The sequence below is a fragment of the Clostridium sp. AF23-6LB genome, from assembly GCF_003461085.1.
Lineage (GTDB): Bacteria > Bacillota > Clostridia > Lachnospirales > Lachnospiraceae > Coprococcus > Coprococcus ammoniilyticus.
In genome coordinates, this window is record NZ_QTWK01000001.1 from 362,357 (window position 1) to 377,781 (window position 15,425).

A 15,425-nucleotide genomic window follows, 5' to 3' on the forward strand; every position below is an offset into this window, starting at 1 on the left:
ACTGCCCCCTTAATTAGATGATGTGCTGATCTTATCCCACAGGAACAGACCTCCATCTTCATCATACCATATAGATTTTTCCTGTTGTTTTCCGTTATTCGCCTTATAATTTAATGTTACCTTAGCTTTACTGAACTCTCTGTCCCAATCAATCGTGAGCTTGCAGTCACCCTTTGCATGGACATCCACCGGCGCCATATCTACATTTCCATTTACTCCAATCTTAATATATCGATCAGTGAAGTTTCCTCCAAGATTTGCTGCTGCACTTCCTTTTACCTCGCAGCCAAAACCGGAAATTCCAAGCTCGAGTGCCGCTGATATATCAAGTCCATCCTTGTTGATCTTGGCTCCTGCCTTTGCTTTTTCAGCACCAAGCAATGACATTTCTGCTGAAACAGCAAACTCCGGCTCGCTGAAATTGATCTCAACCTGTCCCTTTGCATTTCCGATCTCGCCCCATTGCCTGAACTTTTTCATCCACTGATTTCCGGTATTCTCGTCGCCAAAGCATCCGAACAGATCCGCCTCTGCCTCAACAGTTCCGATCAGCTTAATATCCTTATCATATAACGTCTGATCGATTCCGGCATTTAGGATCTTCTTTGTCTCTTCAGATACGAGAGAATCATATAGTCCGATCAGCAATGTGCTCATACCCTGTAATTCTCCGCCTACCTTATTGATCTCCATTATCTCGCAGACTCTTGGTCCCGGCCGCAGATTTGCATCAAGCTTAACTGTATCCGGAATCCAGTAATAGGATGACAGATATCCATCAAAGCCGGAAATTCCGGTATTACCAAATGCACCTATTGATGTTGAAAAATCAATCTTACCGCCAATTTTCCAGTATTCATGCTCCGGATCCAGCGAATTCAGCTTGACCGACATTTCATTTATTCCAAATATTCCAAAGCTGATCTTATCATCCGGAGACAAAGTCAGTTCTCCACCAAACTCCAGTCCATCTGCTGTAACTGCTACTGAAGCCGAAATATCAAAGCCCTTAAAGAAATCGGAAACGCCAAATTCCTTTAAGCTGGCTCTTTCCTGTGGTTTTTCTGTCTTTTTGTATTTGTTGGCACCGGTTTCATGCTTTAGTGACTTAATTCCTGATTTTATCATTTTATCCACCCGGATCGAATCAATGTCGATCTGCAAGCGGTTACTGTATAATTTTACTTCCGCCGCCTTGATATCCATGATAAATGGGATCGATATATTCATGTTTGAAAGGTTCTGATCAAAGGATGTCTTCTCCTCATCTATCGTTGCATAAAAGCCTGACTCTGCAACAATATAATCCCTGCCATTCATGACAAGATCCGCAAATCTGCTGCTTTTTTCCTGCATTTCTGTATAACTGACATAAAGCTTGCCATCACCCTGAATTGTACCGGAATCTCCTGCCTTTATCGTCTTGCCGGACACAAGCTCCAGCTCCGGATCCATATCTGCCACGATCATCTCCATATCACCTGAGCAATGCATAAAACCATTGATCATAACATTACCACTGGCTACCAGCCTGTCATCTGCCACCTGTCCGATCGAATCTGCTGTGACCGTCATATCTCCTATTCTTACAGACTCTGAGGTTCCTGCCTTAAATACCTTGAAAGCAGCACTTCCGGTTACAACTCTTCCATCGGTTGTTCTTACCTTTACATCGTAAATGCCTGCGGTGAGTTCTCCGGTCAGTACGCCAGTCAGACTTGTTCTATCTGTTACCTGTATATCCGTCAAAGCTGTATTTCCGATAAATACACTTTCAATATCAGCAAATCCACCTCCATTTACGGTAACGGTTATACCTGCCTTTACATCCTTTTCCGATGCATTCCCCGGTGTGACGGATGATATGCCAAGTGTATTCTCGTCTACCTTCCGGATCAGATCATCCTGCCCCAGATCTTCCGGTCTGTTTTCTTCATTTATATAATAATCCTTGGTCTCTGATGCATTATATTCTGCAATATCAACCGTCAGAAATCTTGGATCTGCTTCCGGATTTCTGGTCACAGTATATTCAATGCTGTAATTATTGACAATATATTTCTGCAGATACAGATAAATATCCGACAGCTCCGTGGATGCCTCTGCCTTTACAAATTTTCCACCTGTGTATTCTGCGATCGCCTGCATATAGGCATCATCACACTCACCAAATCCAACCGTATATACACTGATGCCAAGCTCTACCGCGCGATCAACTGCCGCCTGCATATCCTCCTCCGAACCGCCGTCCTGTCCATCGGACATCAGGATCACAGCCCGGCTTCCATTCGCGCTTTCCAGATTATCCAGTGCAAGATTTAAACCAGCCGAAATATTGGTTCCACCACCACTTGATATATTATTAATAGAATTCTTCAGGGTTCCGCTTTTTGATGTCAGGGTCTGTTCCAGATATGCTTCATTATCATAGGAAATGATCATCATCTTTTCTGCTGTTATATGATCGACTGCTTCTGCCGCTGCCTGTTTTGCATTTTCAAGCGCTGCTCCCTCCATGCTTCCACTCTTATCCATGACAATACCGATGCTTGCTCCTTCACTCTCCGCACCACTATGTAAGGTAAAATCTGTTATCTCATACTGTGTATCGATCACTGAAAAGTCTTCCTTTGTAAACTGGTCTGCCAGCTCTTCCTTGGAATCCTTTGTTCCGTTAATATTGATGTAAGCACGGATAGCAGGATAATCTGTTGTATCGATCCGGCTGATATGAATACTGATCCTGTCATATTTCAAAGTCGTTGATACATAAGAATTAAATGAACCATTAATGGTATCCTCTGACACCGGAACAACCTGTGCACTCTGTTTGTCCACCAGATCAGTCACAGCTGCATTCAGCTCCGGATTGTATGCATCATTGGATATCTGATTATACTGGGTAACAACCTCATCGATCGAATCCTTCAAAGAGGACTGATCGCTGATCGCTGCACTATTATCAATTATCTGATGCAGATGTTCATTTGCAGTATCCCGGTCATCCATTGCAAGGTACAGCTTCGACAGCTGCAGTTCATAAAAGCCGGTATCATCGCCATGTCGTGGTATCTGTACCAGAATATAATTTGCCGCACGCTTGATCGGAACATTACATGCTTCCTTGTAACTTTCATCTGCCTCTTCTAATAATTCATTGATCTCATCCGCATGCTTTCCTTCATAGCCCTCTTCATCAATCAGCTTCTGTGCTTTTTCCTTCGTACGTTCTGCCTGTTTCACCAGCTTTCTGATCTCCTCATCCTTCATATCAAAGGAAGCCTCTGTATAGTTTTTATCCATGTTGTTACGGTAAACCTCTTCGGCGATCACATCCGTATAAATAACCGTATTCTCCGGACTTTTAAATTGTCGGTTCAATTCCGATGCTTTTTCCTTCGCCTTATCATAATCCTGTTGATAAACATAAAAGCTGACCTCCCTGCGAAGGATCTCCTCTGTTTCTCCATAGGTATGTTTCAGGTCCTTGATATCATCCTCTGTAAGCTCCGAAACAGCCACTCCATGGATCTTGTTGTCAAGCTCATACGCCTTTTCATATTTGCGCTTTTCTTTTCTGGTGAAATGCCGTTCATCCACATACTCTTCTAAAGCAGAAAAAAACTCCTGTCCTGCCGTCTTCTTTTCCTGTACATCATCGGATCCGCTTTTATATGTAGCTTCCTCCACCGCACCTTGCTTTTCCAGATCCGAAAGATATGCTTCATAATCCGTATATGCCTCTGTTCCACCATCTGTCATACCAAGCTTTTCGGAGCAATAAGTATCAAGCTTCGTCAGGCAGGTTTTGCCAGCCTTGCTGATCCCTTTTCGTTCTAATAGCTCCTGGGTTTTGAAATACCCATTGATATAATCGCCATTCATCGTATCACAGGCTGCACCAAGCACCTCTTTTTCCTCCGAACTGCCTGATATATCATTCAGAATCCGGACTGCCTGGTCTGAATTGCCATCCATTATATAGCAATATGCCATATAGATACCCTGCTCATTTGTATCTGTATCATCGAAATAACTGCGTACGCCAAGAAAGGTAGTCCCGGCAAAAGCCAGAACTACCCCTATCGTGAGCAGCCATTCCGGGACATTTCTCTTTGTCTTAAAGATGAAATGTCCGCATATATCAACGACTGTAAAAAACAGAAAGATAATTGCTATCTTCAGTAAAATATTTAATTCCAAATTTTGCCCTCCCTTAAATATCTGAATCGGATCTGTTTTAAATGAAGACCATTTTTACCGACATTCAGACGCATAACTGAAAATCTGGTATGCAGATCAAATTCTTTTTTGATAACCATGTCTTCCCCATTTGTTCCATGGAATGTGAAACTGAGGATCGGTATATTGGTATAATACAACGTACATGGCATTTGGGCAAGTTCTGAGAGATCGGAACTTCCGATCAGTTCAATCTCATAAATTCCTTTTTTCTGTACATCAAACGGAAGAACATAATTTACACCGGCTTTCGACTTCTTGGTATCAAGTCGTAATTCATAGTCGCCATCTAATCTGACAAATTCAACCTCTGACAGATCGACATCATCCGGTTCTGCCGGACGATTGATAATCGATACCTCTGTCGGGCAGCCCATTGCTCTGCGCATTGCTTCTGTATGAAGTACAAAACCACAGATATTGGCTGCATTTCTCTGAAGCTCCGAACGCTTCAGTCGTCCGTCTACGAGTGCTGCGGCTGTATTGTCTCCGCTGGCATTTGTTGAGCCATCCGGGCATACCATATAGATATCATTCTGCGCACGCGCCATCGCAGCAAAATTGATCTTATCCGGCTCCTGTCCACGCTCATTGATGGATGCCCACCAGTCAGTCATAACGATACCTTTAAATCCCCATTCTTCTCTGAGGATCGTCGTACAGAGATCATAATTACCCGCTGTCCATACTCCATTTACCGGTCCGTATGTCGTCATGATCGCATCGCAGACACCGCTTCTTACGATCATCTCAAAACCTTTCAGATAGATCTCCCGAAGTGCACGTTCTGATACAATAGGATCTGCAAAATGTCGTCTCATCTCCTGATTATTTGCACAGAAATGCTTGGCTGCCCCTGTTACACCTGCTGCATGCAGACCTTCTAACATCGCACCGGCAAAGCATCCTGTCACATATGGATCTTCTGAGAAATATTCAAAGTTTCTTCCATTTAACGGATGACGGTGAATATTCATACCAGGTCCAAGTAAACAATCCACCTTCTGTGCGATCATCTCATAACCGGTACAGGTGTAAAGCTCTTTTACAAGCTCTGTATTAAATGTACATCCGATGATCGTTCCATTTGGCAGGCTGAATGCTTTCACACCACAATCTAACCGCATACCGGACGGTCCATCACTGCAGCATACAGAAGGGATTCCATGACGGTTGATCAGTGACTTGGATACACCGCCAAACGCTGCTGCCGTTCCCGGTGTTACAAGTGAACTTCCCATGCCTTCTCCTCGAATGATACAAGTAAGGTCATCGTCTGTCAATTCTGATATAAATTTATCCATTCCGATCGAACCATCTGCCACATCGGATAATGTATGCGTCCCCATCGTCTGACGGATCTCCTGTGGAAGATGAGCCTGTCTTCTCTGCTTCTCGTTTGATGCATGATGTGGTGCTGCTTCCATCATGACCTGATATCCGTTCTCTGTCTCTGCTGCCTTCATTCTGTCAAATGCTTCTACCGGAGCAAGTGCAGAGCAAAGCTGTTTGATCACAAGATCTCCTGCAAGCTCAAATGTGCCTGCACATTCCGCACTTCTGACATCTGCACCTGCAAATACATGATATGTGCCTGCCTCTAATACAAATGCATACGCATGTCCTGTAATACCGGAGTCGTCATAGGATGCAAAGCGGCTGTATGGAACAGTGATCTCTACTTCTTCGGATTCACCCGGTGCAAGCTCCTTTGTCTTTGCAAATCCGACAAGAACCTTATCTGCTTTTCCAAGCTTACCCTGCGGAGCTTCCGCATAGATCTGAACAACATCTTTTCCTTTCTTTAAACCGACATTTGAAACAGTTACATGAAGTGTAAACTGCTGTTTCTCCGGCTCATTTGCAAATACAACGACTGACTTTTCAAATGTTGTATAGGACAGGCCATATCCAAACGGATATCTGACGCTATCCTTTGCGAAAGTCTCAAAATAACGATATCCGACATAGATATCTTCACTGTAATAATTCTTATCCGGATCACCAAAATATGGTGTAGAAGGATAATCAGCAACTTTATATGCGATCGTGTCTGTCAGATGACCGGATGGTGAAACTGCTCCTGTTAATACATCTGCTGTTCCAAGTCCGCCAACCATGCCGCCCTGCCATACATACATAACAGCTTCCGGCTGGTAACGGTCTGTAAAACTCATATCGAGCAGACCACCGACATTTAATAAAACGATCATCTTATCAAAGTTCTTTCTTACTTTTGTGAGCAGATCTTCTTCCACATCTGTAAGCTGATAAGAACCCTTGGTATCACTTGCATCTTTATCCTCGCCTGCTGTACGTCCGATGATCACGATAGCTGTCTCTGATCGCTTGCCGGCTGCTTCCACAACCTCATCGGTCAGCTCCATTTCTTCCTGACACCATGGTTCATTTCCCCAGCCTTCGCCTTCGTTAAATGGATGTGTCTCTTCCCAGTCCTGATAGATCTTGATCAGCTCCTCATCCAGAATGACCTGACCACTCTCACGCAGACCATCTACGATTCCATAGACCTTTGATACATTTACCATTCCGCCTGAACCGGTTCCGCTCTTATAATAGTGGTTCTGGATTCTTCCAAATACTGCCACCTTCTCATCTTTTACAAGCGGAAGTGCCTGATCTTTATTCTCAAGCAGAACACAGCCTTCTGCTACTGTCTGTCTTGCAAGTGCTACATACTGATTCCAATCCAATACTACCTGATTCTTCATATCCATCATACTCCTTTTCCTGATTTTATCCGTTTGTTTTATCTTCCTTATGCAGCTGTTTTCCGGCTCTCTGCATATGTATTTTCTGTCTCATTCTTTTTGACAGAAATTATGATTTCGTTCTTCAATTTATGAATGTATGATAGTATGAATCCTATTTTTACAATATAAAAAATACGACATTCTCATCATTTTCCCGACTGTTTTAAAATCGAAAAAAACTGTTATTTGAATTATTCAAACAACAGTCTTTTTCTGTATCTTATTTCACCCATTCTTACAATACATGCCATGTTTCTTTGCAATTGGTATTGTTTTATCTTTGATTTCTTCAATTGTATAACACATCATACATACCTCCCTCTCAAAATATACAAGCAAGTAATTTTATGTTTATTATACCACAAGAATCCCGCCTGGCATACGCCAAACGGGATTCTTATATTTTTCTGTATAACTGACACTTACTGTTTATTCTTTCTGCTCTTTGCAAATACACAGCCGGCTCCAAAGGAAGATACCAGAACGCCTGCGATCAGAAGTGATCGAACCGAAAGTCCTGTCGCTCCCTGAATGACCAGCAGTTCTTCCGCATTGTCACTGTTAAATCCTGTAAGATGTAAGGTTTTTGAACTTATGTAAAAAATAATTCCTGTTACTGCGACTCCAAGTACAGTAGAAAGTGCGGATACAGCCGTCCGTCTGCTGCAGCCATTTAACAACAACAGGCTGACTGCTGTTCCTGTTAATATAGTCAGGATTGAGACAATCACAGGAGGAAATCCGTGGTAGATCGCCTGAACCATAAACAGTACTACCAGAAGAAGTGTAAAAACGACACCGGCTAATGCCCGTAAGCCTTTTCCTTTTCCCACAAACAACATTACCGCGGCAAATACCACCACAAGGATGCCAAGTGGCAGGCACCTGTCATAATTGAATACTGTGTAGTAGGGAGCTGCTTCCTCCGGCATATCTGCACATACGATTATTTTCTGATTCGCGTTTACATAGATGTTATGTGTCTGTGACAAATAATTATCAATCGATACTTTGTCGCCTTTCTGCTCCCCATCCAGAATCAGAACTGTAAGCTCCTGTTCCCCAAGATATCTGGAATGATCATATGGATCTGTCTCCAGCCGTTCATTATCGACAGATACTACCCGCCCTCTTACGAATGTCCTGCTGTCGTTATTGTACATTGTATAGCTGTTGATCCGATCCCAGTCAAATGAACCTGCCGCCAGAAGAAAGGCTGCTCCAATCAGGAAAACCGCGATATATACTGCATTTCTTCTCACAAATAAAACAAGATGCCCACCTGCTTTTTCATCCGTTTTCCCTGTCGTTTTGTCTTTTCTCTCTGTCTCTTTCATCTCCGGCTGCCTGCTCCTTATACATATGAAGCGGACTCACCTGCTCCTTGAGGTGGTCTCACTTCATTTCTGTATTTATTATAAATATGCCTGCCTGTGCCTGCTATCACACTTCCGTAAAGATTGCAAGGGTTGTATATTTCTTTTGTAAAATTCACGAAAAAACAGGCAGTCTCGTTATAAGACTGCCTGCCTGATAATTATTTTTATATTGTATTGTTTTCTATATCTCATATATCACATAGGATATACCTGTATCTTCATGAGAAAATCAGTTCTCCAATAACTGTTTCTGCTGATGACTTACTCTATCTGGAAAAGCCATCATAAAAAGATTCAATCAAAGCACAGTCCATGATAAGAACATAGAACACATTTCCATAGTAACGGCTTTCTACAATTCTTCCATGATCAAGAACAGGGCGGTAGGATCCATCTTTTTTTGCAAAATGGAATCTTACATAATCATTATTTCCACTGGTCTTTGCATCAATCTGTTTCCAGATACTGGTCTCCACAGAATCCCGTTCATCCGGGTGAATAAGATTCCTGAATCGCTGCCCGGTATAATCCAGAAAATCATCGAAATCCTTGCAGCCTGCAAACTCAATCAATTCACGATTTGCAAATAAAATACGATCATCCTCCGGATCAGCTATATATATCAGGAAAGCTCCCGGAAGATTTTTTGACACATCCTGAAGTGCAAACCCAAGCTGACTTCTGTGCTGTATCTTATAATCACTGCGATAAGGACTGCAACTATGCTTCCCATGTAGTTTTACCGCATAAAGTGCCATATCTGCGCATCTGATAAGCTCCAAAACATCGTCACAGTCCTTCGGATATTCTGCGTACCCAAGAGAAATATAAAAAGGATGCTCTTCACCATTATATGTTATATACCTTGGCTTAAGGGTAAAACTCTCTATTATACTCTTTGCCTCTTCCTCTGTTGTTCCGATCAAGATAACAGAAAACTCATCGCCGCCATTTCTGCATAGAATGGCATTTACACCAAAATTATCTTTCATGTCCTGTGCAAGACTTTTCAGTGCGGTATCACCAACGACGTGTCCATACATGTCATTTATAAATTTAAAATCATCAATATCCATCTGTGCGCCCACACAATGAATACAATGACCGTCCTGTATCACCTTTTCAAGCTGCTCATCAAAACCTTTGCGGTTCAAAAGACCGGTTAACGGATCTGTTATCGCCATTTTTTTTAATATCTCACGATGTCTCTCAACCACAAGAACGATCACCGTTAATCCCGTTAAAAGCAAAATAATACAAATTCCAAAAACGAGCTGCGGAAGTATGTTCCATCCGTGGTTCCAACCATCAGTTGGCATTACCTCTAAGCCAAATGTGCTGCCACAAAATTCAAACTCAAATGTAATCGGCTCCTTCAAAATATTACCTGATGCCGATACCACCTCTGTATCATCCGACAAAGGAGAAACTGTCTTTGTCAGACAGTAATCATAACCAAATTGGGTAAGTGACTGAACCGATTTCTCAAATACCTCCGGAATACGGATAATTACAATAGTGAATCCCCAGAACGCAGAGGTTCCATCCGGGCACTCCAGATATACGGGATTTCTGATTGCAATGCCCCGGCCTCCTTGTTTTAAGTCAAACGGGCCCTGCATAGTAACTATATTTTTATCTCTCCCGTAACGGCATATCTCTCCACGACTTTCATCGTGGATCAAATCTATCTTTCCCGCTTCATTTCCCGCCTCCGGATATATATCTGTAACAACACCATTAGGTGCAATCTGTATGCTCTGAACAAAATCTGTCATCAGATTTCCTGCAACTTTTTGAAAATTATCAATTTTTCCATTTTCACTGAGTACTATTTCCTCAAGTGTATCTGTAATCGCAACGCCACGGTTCATATCATTCTGCAACCGTTCTGCATAGGTTGTGGCATTAAGTTCTGTGACAGCCCGCATATGTTTTAAATTTGTTCTGTATGAATGATATAAAACTGCTGCCAAGGCCAGACAACCTGCCAGGAAAATGAGAACCGGCAATATGAGTTTTTTGTTATGGATTTTCTGTGAATGCATAGCTTGTCATCTCTCCTTGTTCTAAATCCAACTAAACAAATTCCTGTAAATTGCACATATTCTATCGCATTCTTTTATTTTTGACAAGCCACCCATTGTGGTATATTCCTTTTTTTGTAAAATGGGATTATAATACAGGAGCGAAAAGAGGTAATCAATATGCAGGATCCTGTCTATCATTGTGGTATATCTGGTGATGCCCTGCGCCATAATAAATTCATTTGAAATTGGCTTTACAAAAGAAAAACTGCAGGGACTATTATTTTCCGCTGTTCTTGCAACCATTATACATATTCTTCTATTGATTTTTATAAATATCGGAAGGAAACTCTGGCATTGGAATACAGTTGAATGTGCCACTGTCATGTATTCCAACTCGGGAAATATGATAATCCCACTTGTAAATGCTATGCTGGGTACCAACTATGTACTGTATTCATGTGCATTTATGTCTGTACAGCTGATATTTCTCTGGACACACTGCAGCACCATGCTCGCCGAAAAGCCACATATGGAATGGAAAAAGATAATAACCAATATAAATGTAATAGCCATAATAGCCGGACTCCTGCTCTTTTTCTGCCATATAAAACTGCCATCTGTCATACTCACACCGGTAAAAGACATAGGAAATATGCTTGCACCTCTCAGCATGATAGTAACTGGCATGCTGATGGCTGATTCGCCGATCCGCGACAGCCTGAAAAACGCAAAACTATACATTTTCTCTGCCATCAGGCTCGTCATCTGGCCTGCTGTTTTACTGCTTATAATGTATGTAAGTCATGTATATGCCCTTATTCCAGAAGGAAGAACTTTACTCCTCATAGTATTCCTTGCCTCCATCACACCATCCGCTTCAACAATCACCCAGATGGCTCAGGTATATAACAAAGATGCTGCATACTCCGGTCTTTTAAATGTATTTACTACCTTGTTCTGTATCATAACCATGCCTTTGGCTGTCATATTGTTTTCACGGCTTGTGATATAATGGAGTTGCTCAAAAACCAATTAACCACGCCCCGACCATCATCTCTTTAGTCTTTCCATACGCCGGACATTCACCATATTTAATATAATCACTATAAAATGCAAAATTATAAATATCTATTAGCAATTCTGCATCCGTAATATCTGCTTTTCTATATTCAATCTTCATAAACAATACCTCTCCAAATCTCGATTTAACTTTCCATCAATTTAATTGCGTCATCAACAGATACACATGTAGCAAATCTCTTTGGCCACATCATATCATTGTAATATTTATAGGTTTCTTCTCCAGACATATAGTCGTTATCAAATGTTGAATTTGCCCCTTGTGGAACAATTACTTTATATCCTCTTTCAAAAGCAGATTTCACAGTTGCATCTATACAGAAGTTTGTCTGTAGTCCCACTATCACTAATGTATTATCATCTTTAACATAATCTGTAAAATCTTTATTTCCAAAACAACTATTGATATTTTTTATAAATATCTTTTCCCCTTCCTTGGGAATCACTTGTTCTGCAATTTCGAAGTCTTCATCACCGATTGAAAACCCCGTTCCTGGTCCATCATCATGTTGAAAATAGATAACCTCTATTTGATTATCTCTAGCTGCTTGTATAATTCTTGTAATATTTTCAATAAATTCATCAAAATTAAAAAGTCTACTATCTGTTATTCCTTTTTGTATATCTATCACAAGTAGTTTCATTCATTTCTCCTTTATACATAAAAATTGCGATTTTACTTTCTTCTTAATGGAACAAGTTATTATCCACAATATATTTTAAATTACATCTATTTAACATCCATGATTTATTCCTTGCCCCATTTTGATATTGAATAACCTGTTCTTTACATTCGTCAGATAAACCCTCATATATTTGTTGTGCTTTATCTTTAATTATTTCCTGACCTAAATTATCTGCCACAAAGTCAAGATACACATTATATTTTTCAAACCCTTCAAAGAAAAGATATCGTATAGCTGCATTATAATCTTCATCAAATCTTTTTACCAAATCCATTGCAGTATCTCGAAATCTTTTTTCTAATATATTCTTCGTTTCAAGCAATTTACTTTCCGTTGATATATCATACCAATACCCATCTTTGGGATTATAACTCATAGATGCTATTACATTGTCAACTGGTAATTTTCCGTATTTTTTATAAATAATCCTCAAATCGGCATTTACTTCAATACTCTGCCCAGATGCATTCCATTTTGACGAGAAAAAGTTTATTTCAAACACAATGTCTTTTACTGTTTTCTTCAAAATACCACTTTTTAAATACTTAAAGCCAGTTACTGTTGACAACTCACATATTAATCTTGTTTTCGTTTCTTCAACACTTAAAATATTTTCCATTTTTTCTCCTAATAACCCATGTGAAACTTCAAAGTTTCTGTTGCTTTCAATCTCTCCGCATGACTGAAAGTTTTGAGTGCCTTATATTTATCTAAATAATTTTTGCATCTGCTTCTCGAAGCTTTTTAAAATATTTTTCTTTATTCTTATTAAACATTGTTCCGATAGCTGATTCATTAAGTATTACACTATAGCCTTCTTTTATGGCCCCTAACGCAGTCAATGCTACGCACCCACCACCATCAACTCCTACGATTTCCACACATTTAATCTTATGTGCTTTTAAGAACTCATTAAGTTTAGGATTGCTAAATGCGTTTCCCTCATATTTTATGAAAACATAATCAGATATAACATGAAGATTGCTAACTAATTCCACTTCTTCAGTTCCTTCATAAGCCTTAAATGGTGCAAGCTTATTTATTAAATTTTTCTTCATGATATTTTTGATATAAACAACCACATTACTTTCATTTGCGTCAATAACTTCGTTTACAGTTTGAATCAGAATTTCATTATCATATTTAAAGTATGTAGCGTGATTTTTTCCAACACATACATTCTGCATATCAATTACCAACAATGCTTTTTTCACTTTCTTTCCCTCCGTCATCTTCAAATTCATCTAATACTTTGCATTTTTATATGAAATCAATATATGTGCAGGTGCAAATAATAGCGATGCTACAATCAATAATACAGACCTGCTCATAATTCCACTGAAGATGAAAATTACGGATGGAATAATAGATAATGTCAATGCTTTAAAAATCGTATTATTTCTAAAACAAATAATCCATATCACACAATAAAGTATAATTAAAACGACATTTGCTATTAAATATATCGCAAAAGCTTCATCAGACCACCAACCGAACCAGGTTCCAGGAATATTGACAACCATAAATCCGAAACACCCAAATCTTCCTATCTGTTCTACAACTTCAACACCTTTATTATTCCACTTATTTTCAAAACCATCTTTATACTTTAATGTAAAAATAATATTGGGTACCATGATTACTGCTATAAATACTGCCCCAAAAATGTTTATCCACTCCATCATGTTCTCACCTTCAAATTCAAAGTTTATTCTCTGTCATTCAACAGTTTATTTACTCTTTCAACTGGAAATCTGTCTTCAATATCAATTATCTTTATTATCAACTATTATAATTCCTACTATCACAAAAATAACACTTATAACAGATAATAGTAACCCTCCGTTACATTTTGCCCGGTAAAATTATTTGGACGAACTTAGGTATTTACTAATTTTTATATTTTACCGTCCAATTACCTTCAACACTTTCTGAGGTTGCATATTGACCGTAATCTAACACTGCTAAATCCCTCATCGATTCATCTATGCTTAAAATTTCACCTAAGGAAACCACTCTCGCATCTTCTTCCTTATGGTTTTCGCCGCATAAAAACTGCCAATACCCGTCCTCATCGTGAGAAACGTATAATATAGGCTTATACCCCTCCAACACATGGTAGCAGGTAATGCAGGCAGTGTCAGGACTATCTTCAAACGGAAATTTTCTATTATCCGCTTTCTTTTCAACTCTTTTAAATTTATCAAGTAATCCCATAATTTAATCCTCTCTACAACTTCAAAGCTTATGATCTGTTCGTCATATAACCAACAACAGAATCTACTCCCATAGTGCATTAATTTTATCTGGAAGTAATTCTATCTCCGTTCCAAGCAAAGCAACATCATCTTCATCTATTGGCACTGGTACATTAAAGTAGTTTCCCTTATTATCAATTCCATAAAGTTCACCACCACCATTTGAGCCAATAATAATGTGACCCGGCAAAATTTCTTCAATTTCATAATCATCATTTATTTCTTGCAATTCTTCCAACGGATATAATATAAGCCAGGTTTCACCAATATCGCCTTCACCACCATTATGTTTTTTCATCAATTCTATGTAATCGTTTGGCAATACCACGTCATTTATTTTCTCTATAATTTCTCCAAAATAAGGCGAATTAAATTCAAACATTCCCCATTTTTCCATATTATTCACCTCGTCGCTAAATTCCGATTTCTCAGTTTCAAAAACTGGAATTTGTCTGTCTATACATAATCTGATATTTCAAATACACATTCAGAAGCTCCATTGACAATTGTATCAACAATAGTAACTGTTACACTCTTTTCAAAAACCTCAGAGAACAATCGCATATACCAACCAGCAGAACATTCACAATACTTTTTATTCATATTCTCAACTTTTTTAGGTATATTACAATAACATTTTTTGTATACAGCAATAATCTTTCCTTCAAAAATATGTAAGTTCCTTCCGCCAATATCTGCTTCATTCAGAAGATTCAAAAATTCTGCTATATCGTTAGATTTAGCGTATAATTTTTTTGCTATTTTTATAGCATTGGTTGACAAGCAGCACCCACCACATTTTCGCATAGTATCAGTCATATATATCTTCATACTCTCAGTAGTATTTAAAAGCTCATTAATATATCTTGCCTGCTTAAGCGGTGTTGCATTTTCATCAATAATTCCAATCTCCGAACAAACCGCAAATGCATTTTCAGAATCCATATTATCTACTATTCTTTTGGCCTTATTCATA

Annotated in this window: 13 protein-coding genes; 1 reads left to right on the top strand and 12 read right to left on the bottom strand. The window is 39.4% G+C overall.

Annotated elements, in window-relative coordinates; translation table 11 throughout:
- Nucleotides 1-9 precede the first annotated feature (9 nt).
- The 4 genes from DWY07_RS01570 to DWY07_RS01585 all read right to left on the bottom strand — a co-directional run bounded on the left by DWY07_RS01570 (nt 10) and on the right by DWY07_RS01585 (nt 10,371).
- Nucleotides 10-4,203 carry a VWA domain-containing protein gene (locus DWY07_RS01570; RefSeq protein WP_117822028.1) on the bottom strand — a complete coding sequence of 1,398 codons (4,194 nt, stop codon included), beginning with the start codon at nt 4,201-4,203 and terminating at the stop codon, nt 10-12.
- Nucleotides 4,194-6,974 (bottom strand): glycoside hydrolase family 3 C-terminal domain-containing protein, encoded by a 2,781-nt coding sequence (locus DWY07_RS01575; protein WP_347465071.1) that lies wholly within the window; start codon nt 6,972-6,974, stop codon nt 4,194-4,196. Before DWY07_RS01575 ends, DWY07_RS01570 begins: the two co-directional genes overlap by 10 nt.
- A 464-nt stretch (nt 6,975-7,438) precedes the next feature.
- Complete coding sequence (locus tag DWY07_RS01580) at nt 7,439-8,353, bottom strand: YibE/F family protein (RefSeq protein WP_117822030.1); 915 nt, start codon at nt 8,351-8,353, stop codon at nt 7,439-7,441.
- A 308-nt stretch (nt 8,354-8,661) separates the two neighbouring features.
- Nucleotides 8,662-10,371 (bottom strand): diguanylate cyclase, encoded by a 1,710-nt coding sequence (locus tag DWY07_RS01585; protein WP_226800972.1) that lies wholly within the window; start codon nt 10,369-10,371, stop codon nt 8,662-8,664.
- 241 nt (nt 10,372-10,612) lie between these two features.
- Between DWY07_RS01585 and DWY07_RS01590 the strand changes: the two genes are divergently transcribed.
- The gene (locus tag DWY07_RS01590; protein WP_264293235.1) at nt 10,613-11,437 is read left to right on the top strand and encodes an AEC family transporter; all 825 of its coding nucleotides are present in this window, start codon (nt 10,613-10,615) and stop codon (nt 11,435-11,437) included.
- Between the two features lie 9 nt (nt 11,438-11,446).
- On the opposite strand, the gene DWY07_RS01595 is transcribed toward DWY07_RS01590, so the two are convergent.
- The 8 genes from DWY07_RS01595 to DWY07_RS01635 form a co-directional block, all read right to left on the bottom strand.
- Nucleotides 11,447-11,605 (bottom strand): hypothetical protein, encoded by a 159-nt coding sequence (locus DWY07_RS01595; RefSeq protein WP_309295067.1) that lies wholly within the window; start codon nt 11,603-11,605, stop codon nt 11,447-11,449.
- 25 nt (nt 11,606-11,630) lie between these two features.
- The gene (locus DWY07_RS01600; protein WP_117822032.1) at nt 11,631-12,149 is read right to left on the bottom strand and encodes a cysteine hydrolase family protein; all 519 of its coding nucleotides are present in this window, start codon (nt 12,147-12,149) and stop codon (nt 11,631-11,633) included.
- Between the two features lie 43 nt (nt 12,150-12,192).
- Nucleotides 12,193-12,810: a hypothetical protein gene (locus DWY07_RS01605; protein ID WP_117822033.1), complete on the bottom strand. Its 618-nt coding sequence runs from the start codon at nt 12,808-12,810 to the stop codon at nt 12,193-12,195.
- 91 nt (nt 12,811-12,901) lie between these two features.
- A complete protein-coding gene (locus DWY07_RS01610; RefSeq protein WP_226800971.1) occupies nt 12,902-13,405 on the bottom strand; it encodes an isochorismatase family protein in 504 nt (167 codons plus the stop codon).
- Nucleotides 13,406-13,435: 30 nt separating this feature from the next.
- A complete protein-coding gene (locus DWY07_RS01615; protein WP_022004536.1) occupies nt 13,436-13,876 on the bottom strand; it encodes a hypothetical protein in 441 nt (146 codons plus the stop codon).
- A 205-nt stretch (nt 13,877-14,081) separates the two neighbouring features.
- The gene (locus DWY07_RS01625) at nt 14,082-14,408 is read right to left on the bottom strand and encodes a hypothetical protein (RefSeq protein ID WP_117807256.1); all 327 of its coding nucleotides are present in this window, start codon (nt 14,406-14,408) and stop codon (nt 14,082-14,084) included.
- A 63-nt stretch (nt 14,409-14,471) separates the two neighbouring features.
- Entirely contained in the window at nt 14,472-14,846 is a 375-nt protein-coding gene (locus DWY07_RS01630; RefSeq protein ID WP_015534763.1) for an SMI1/KNR4 family protein, read from the bottom strand.
- 59 nt (nt 14,847-14,905) lie between these two features.
- Entirely contained in the window at nt 14,906-15,424 is a 519-nt protein-coding gene (locus DWY07_RS01635; RefSeq protein ID WP_117822034.1) for a DUF6144 family protein, read from the bottom strand.
- Between the last annotated feature and the right edge of the window lies 1 nt (nt 15,425).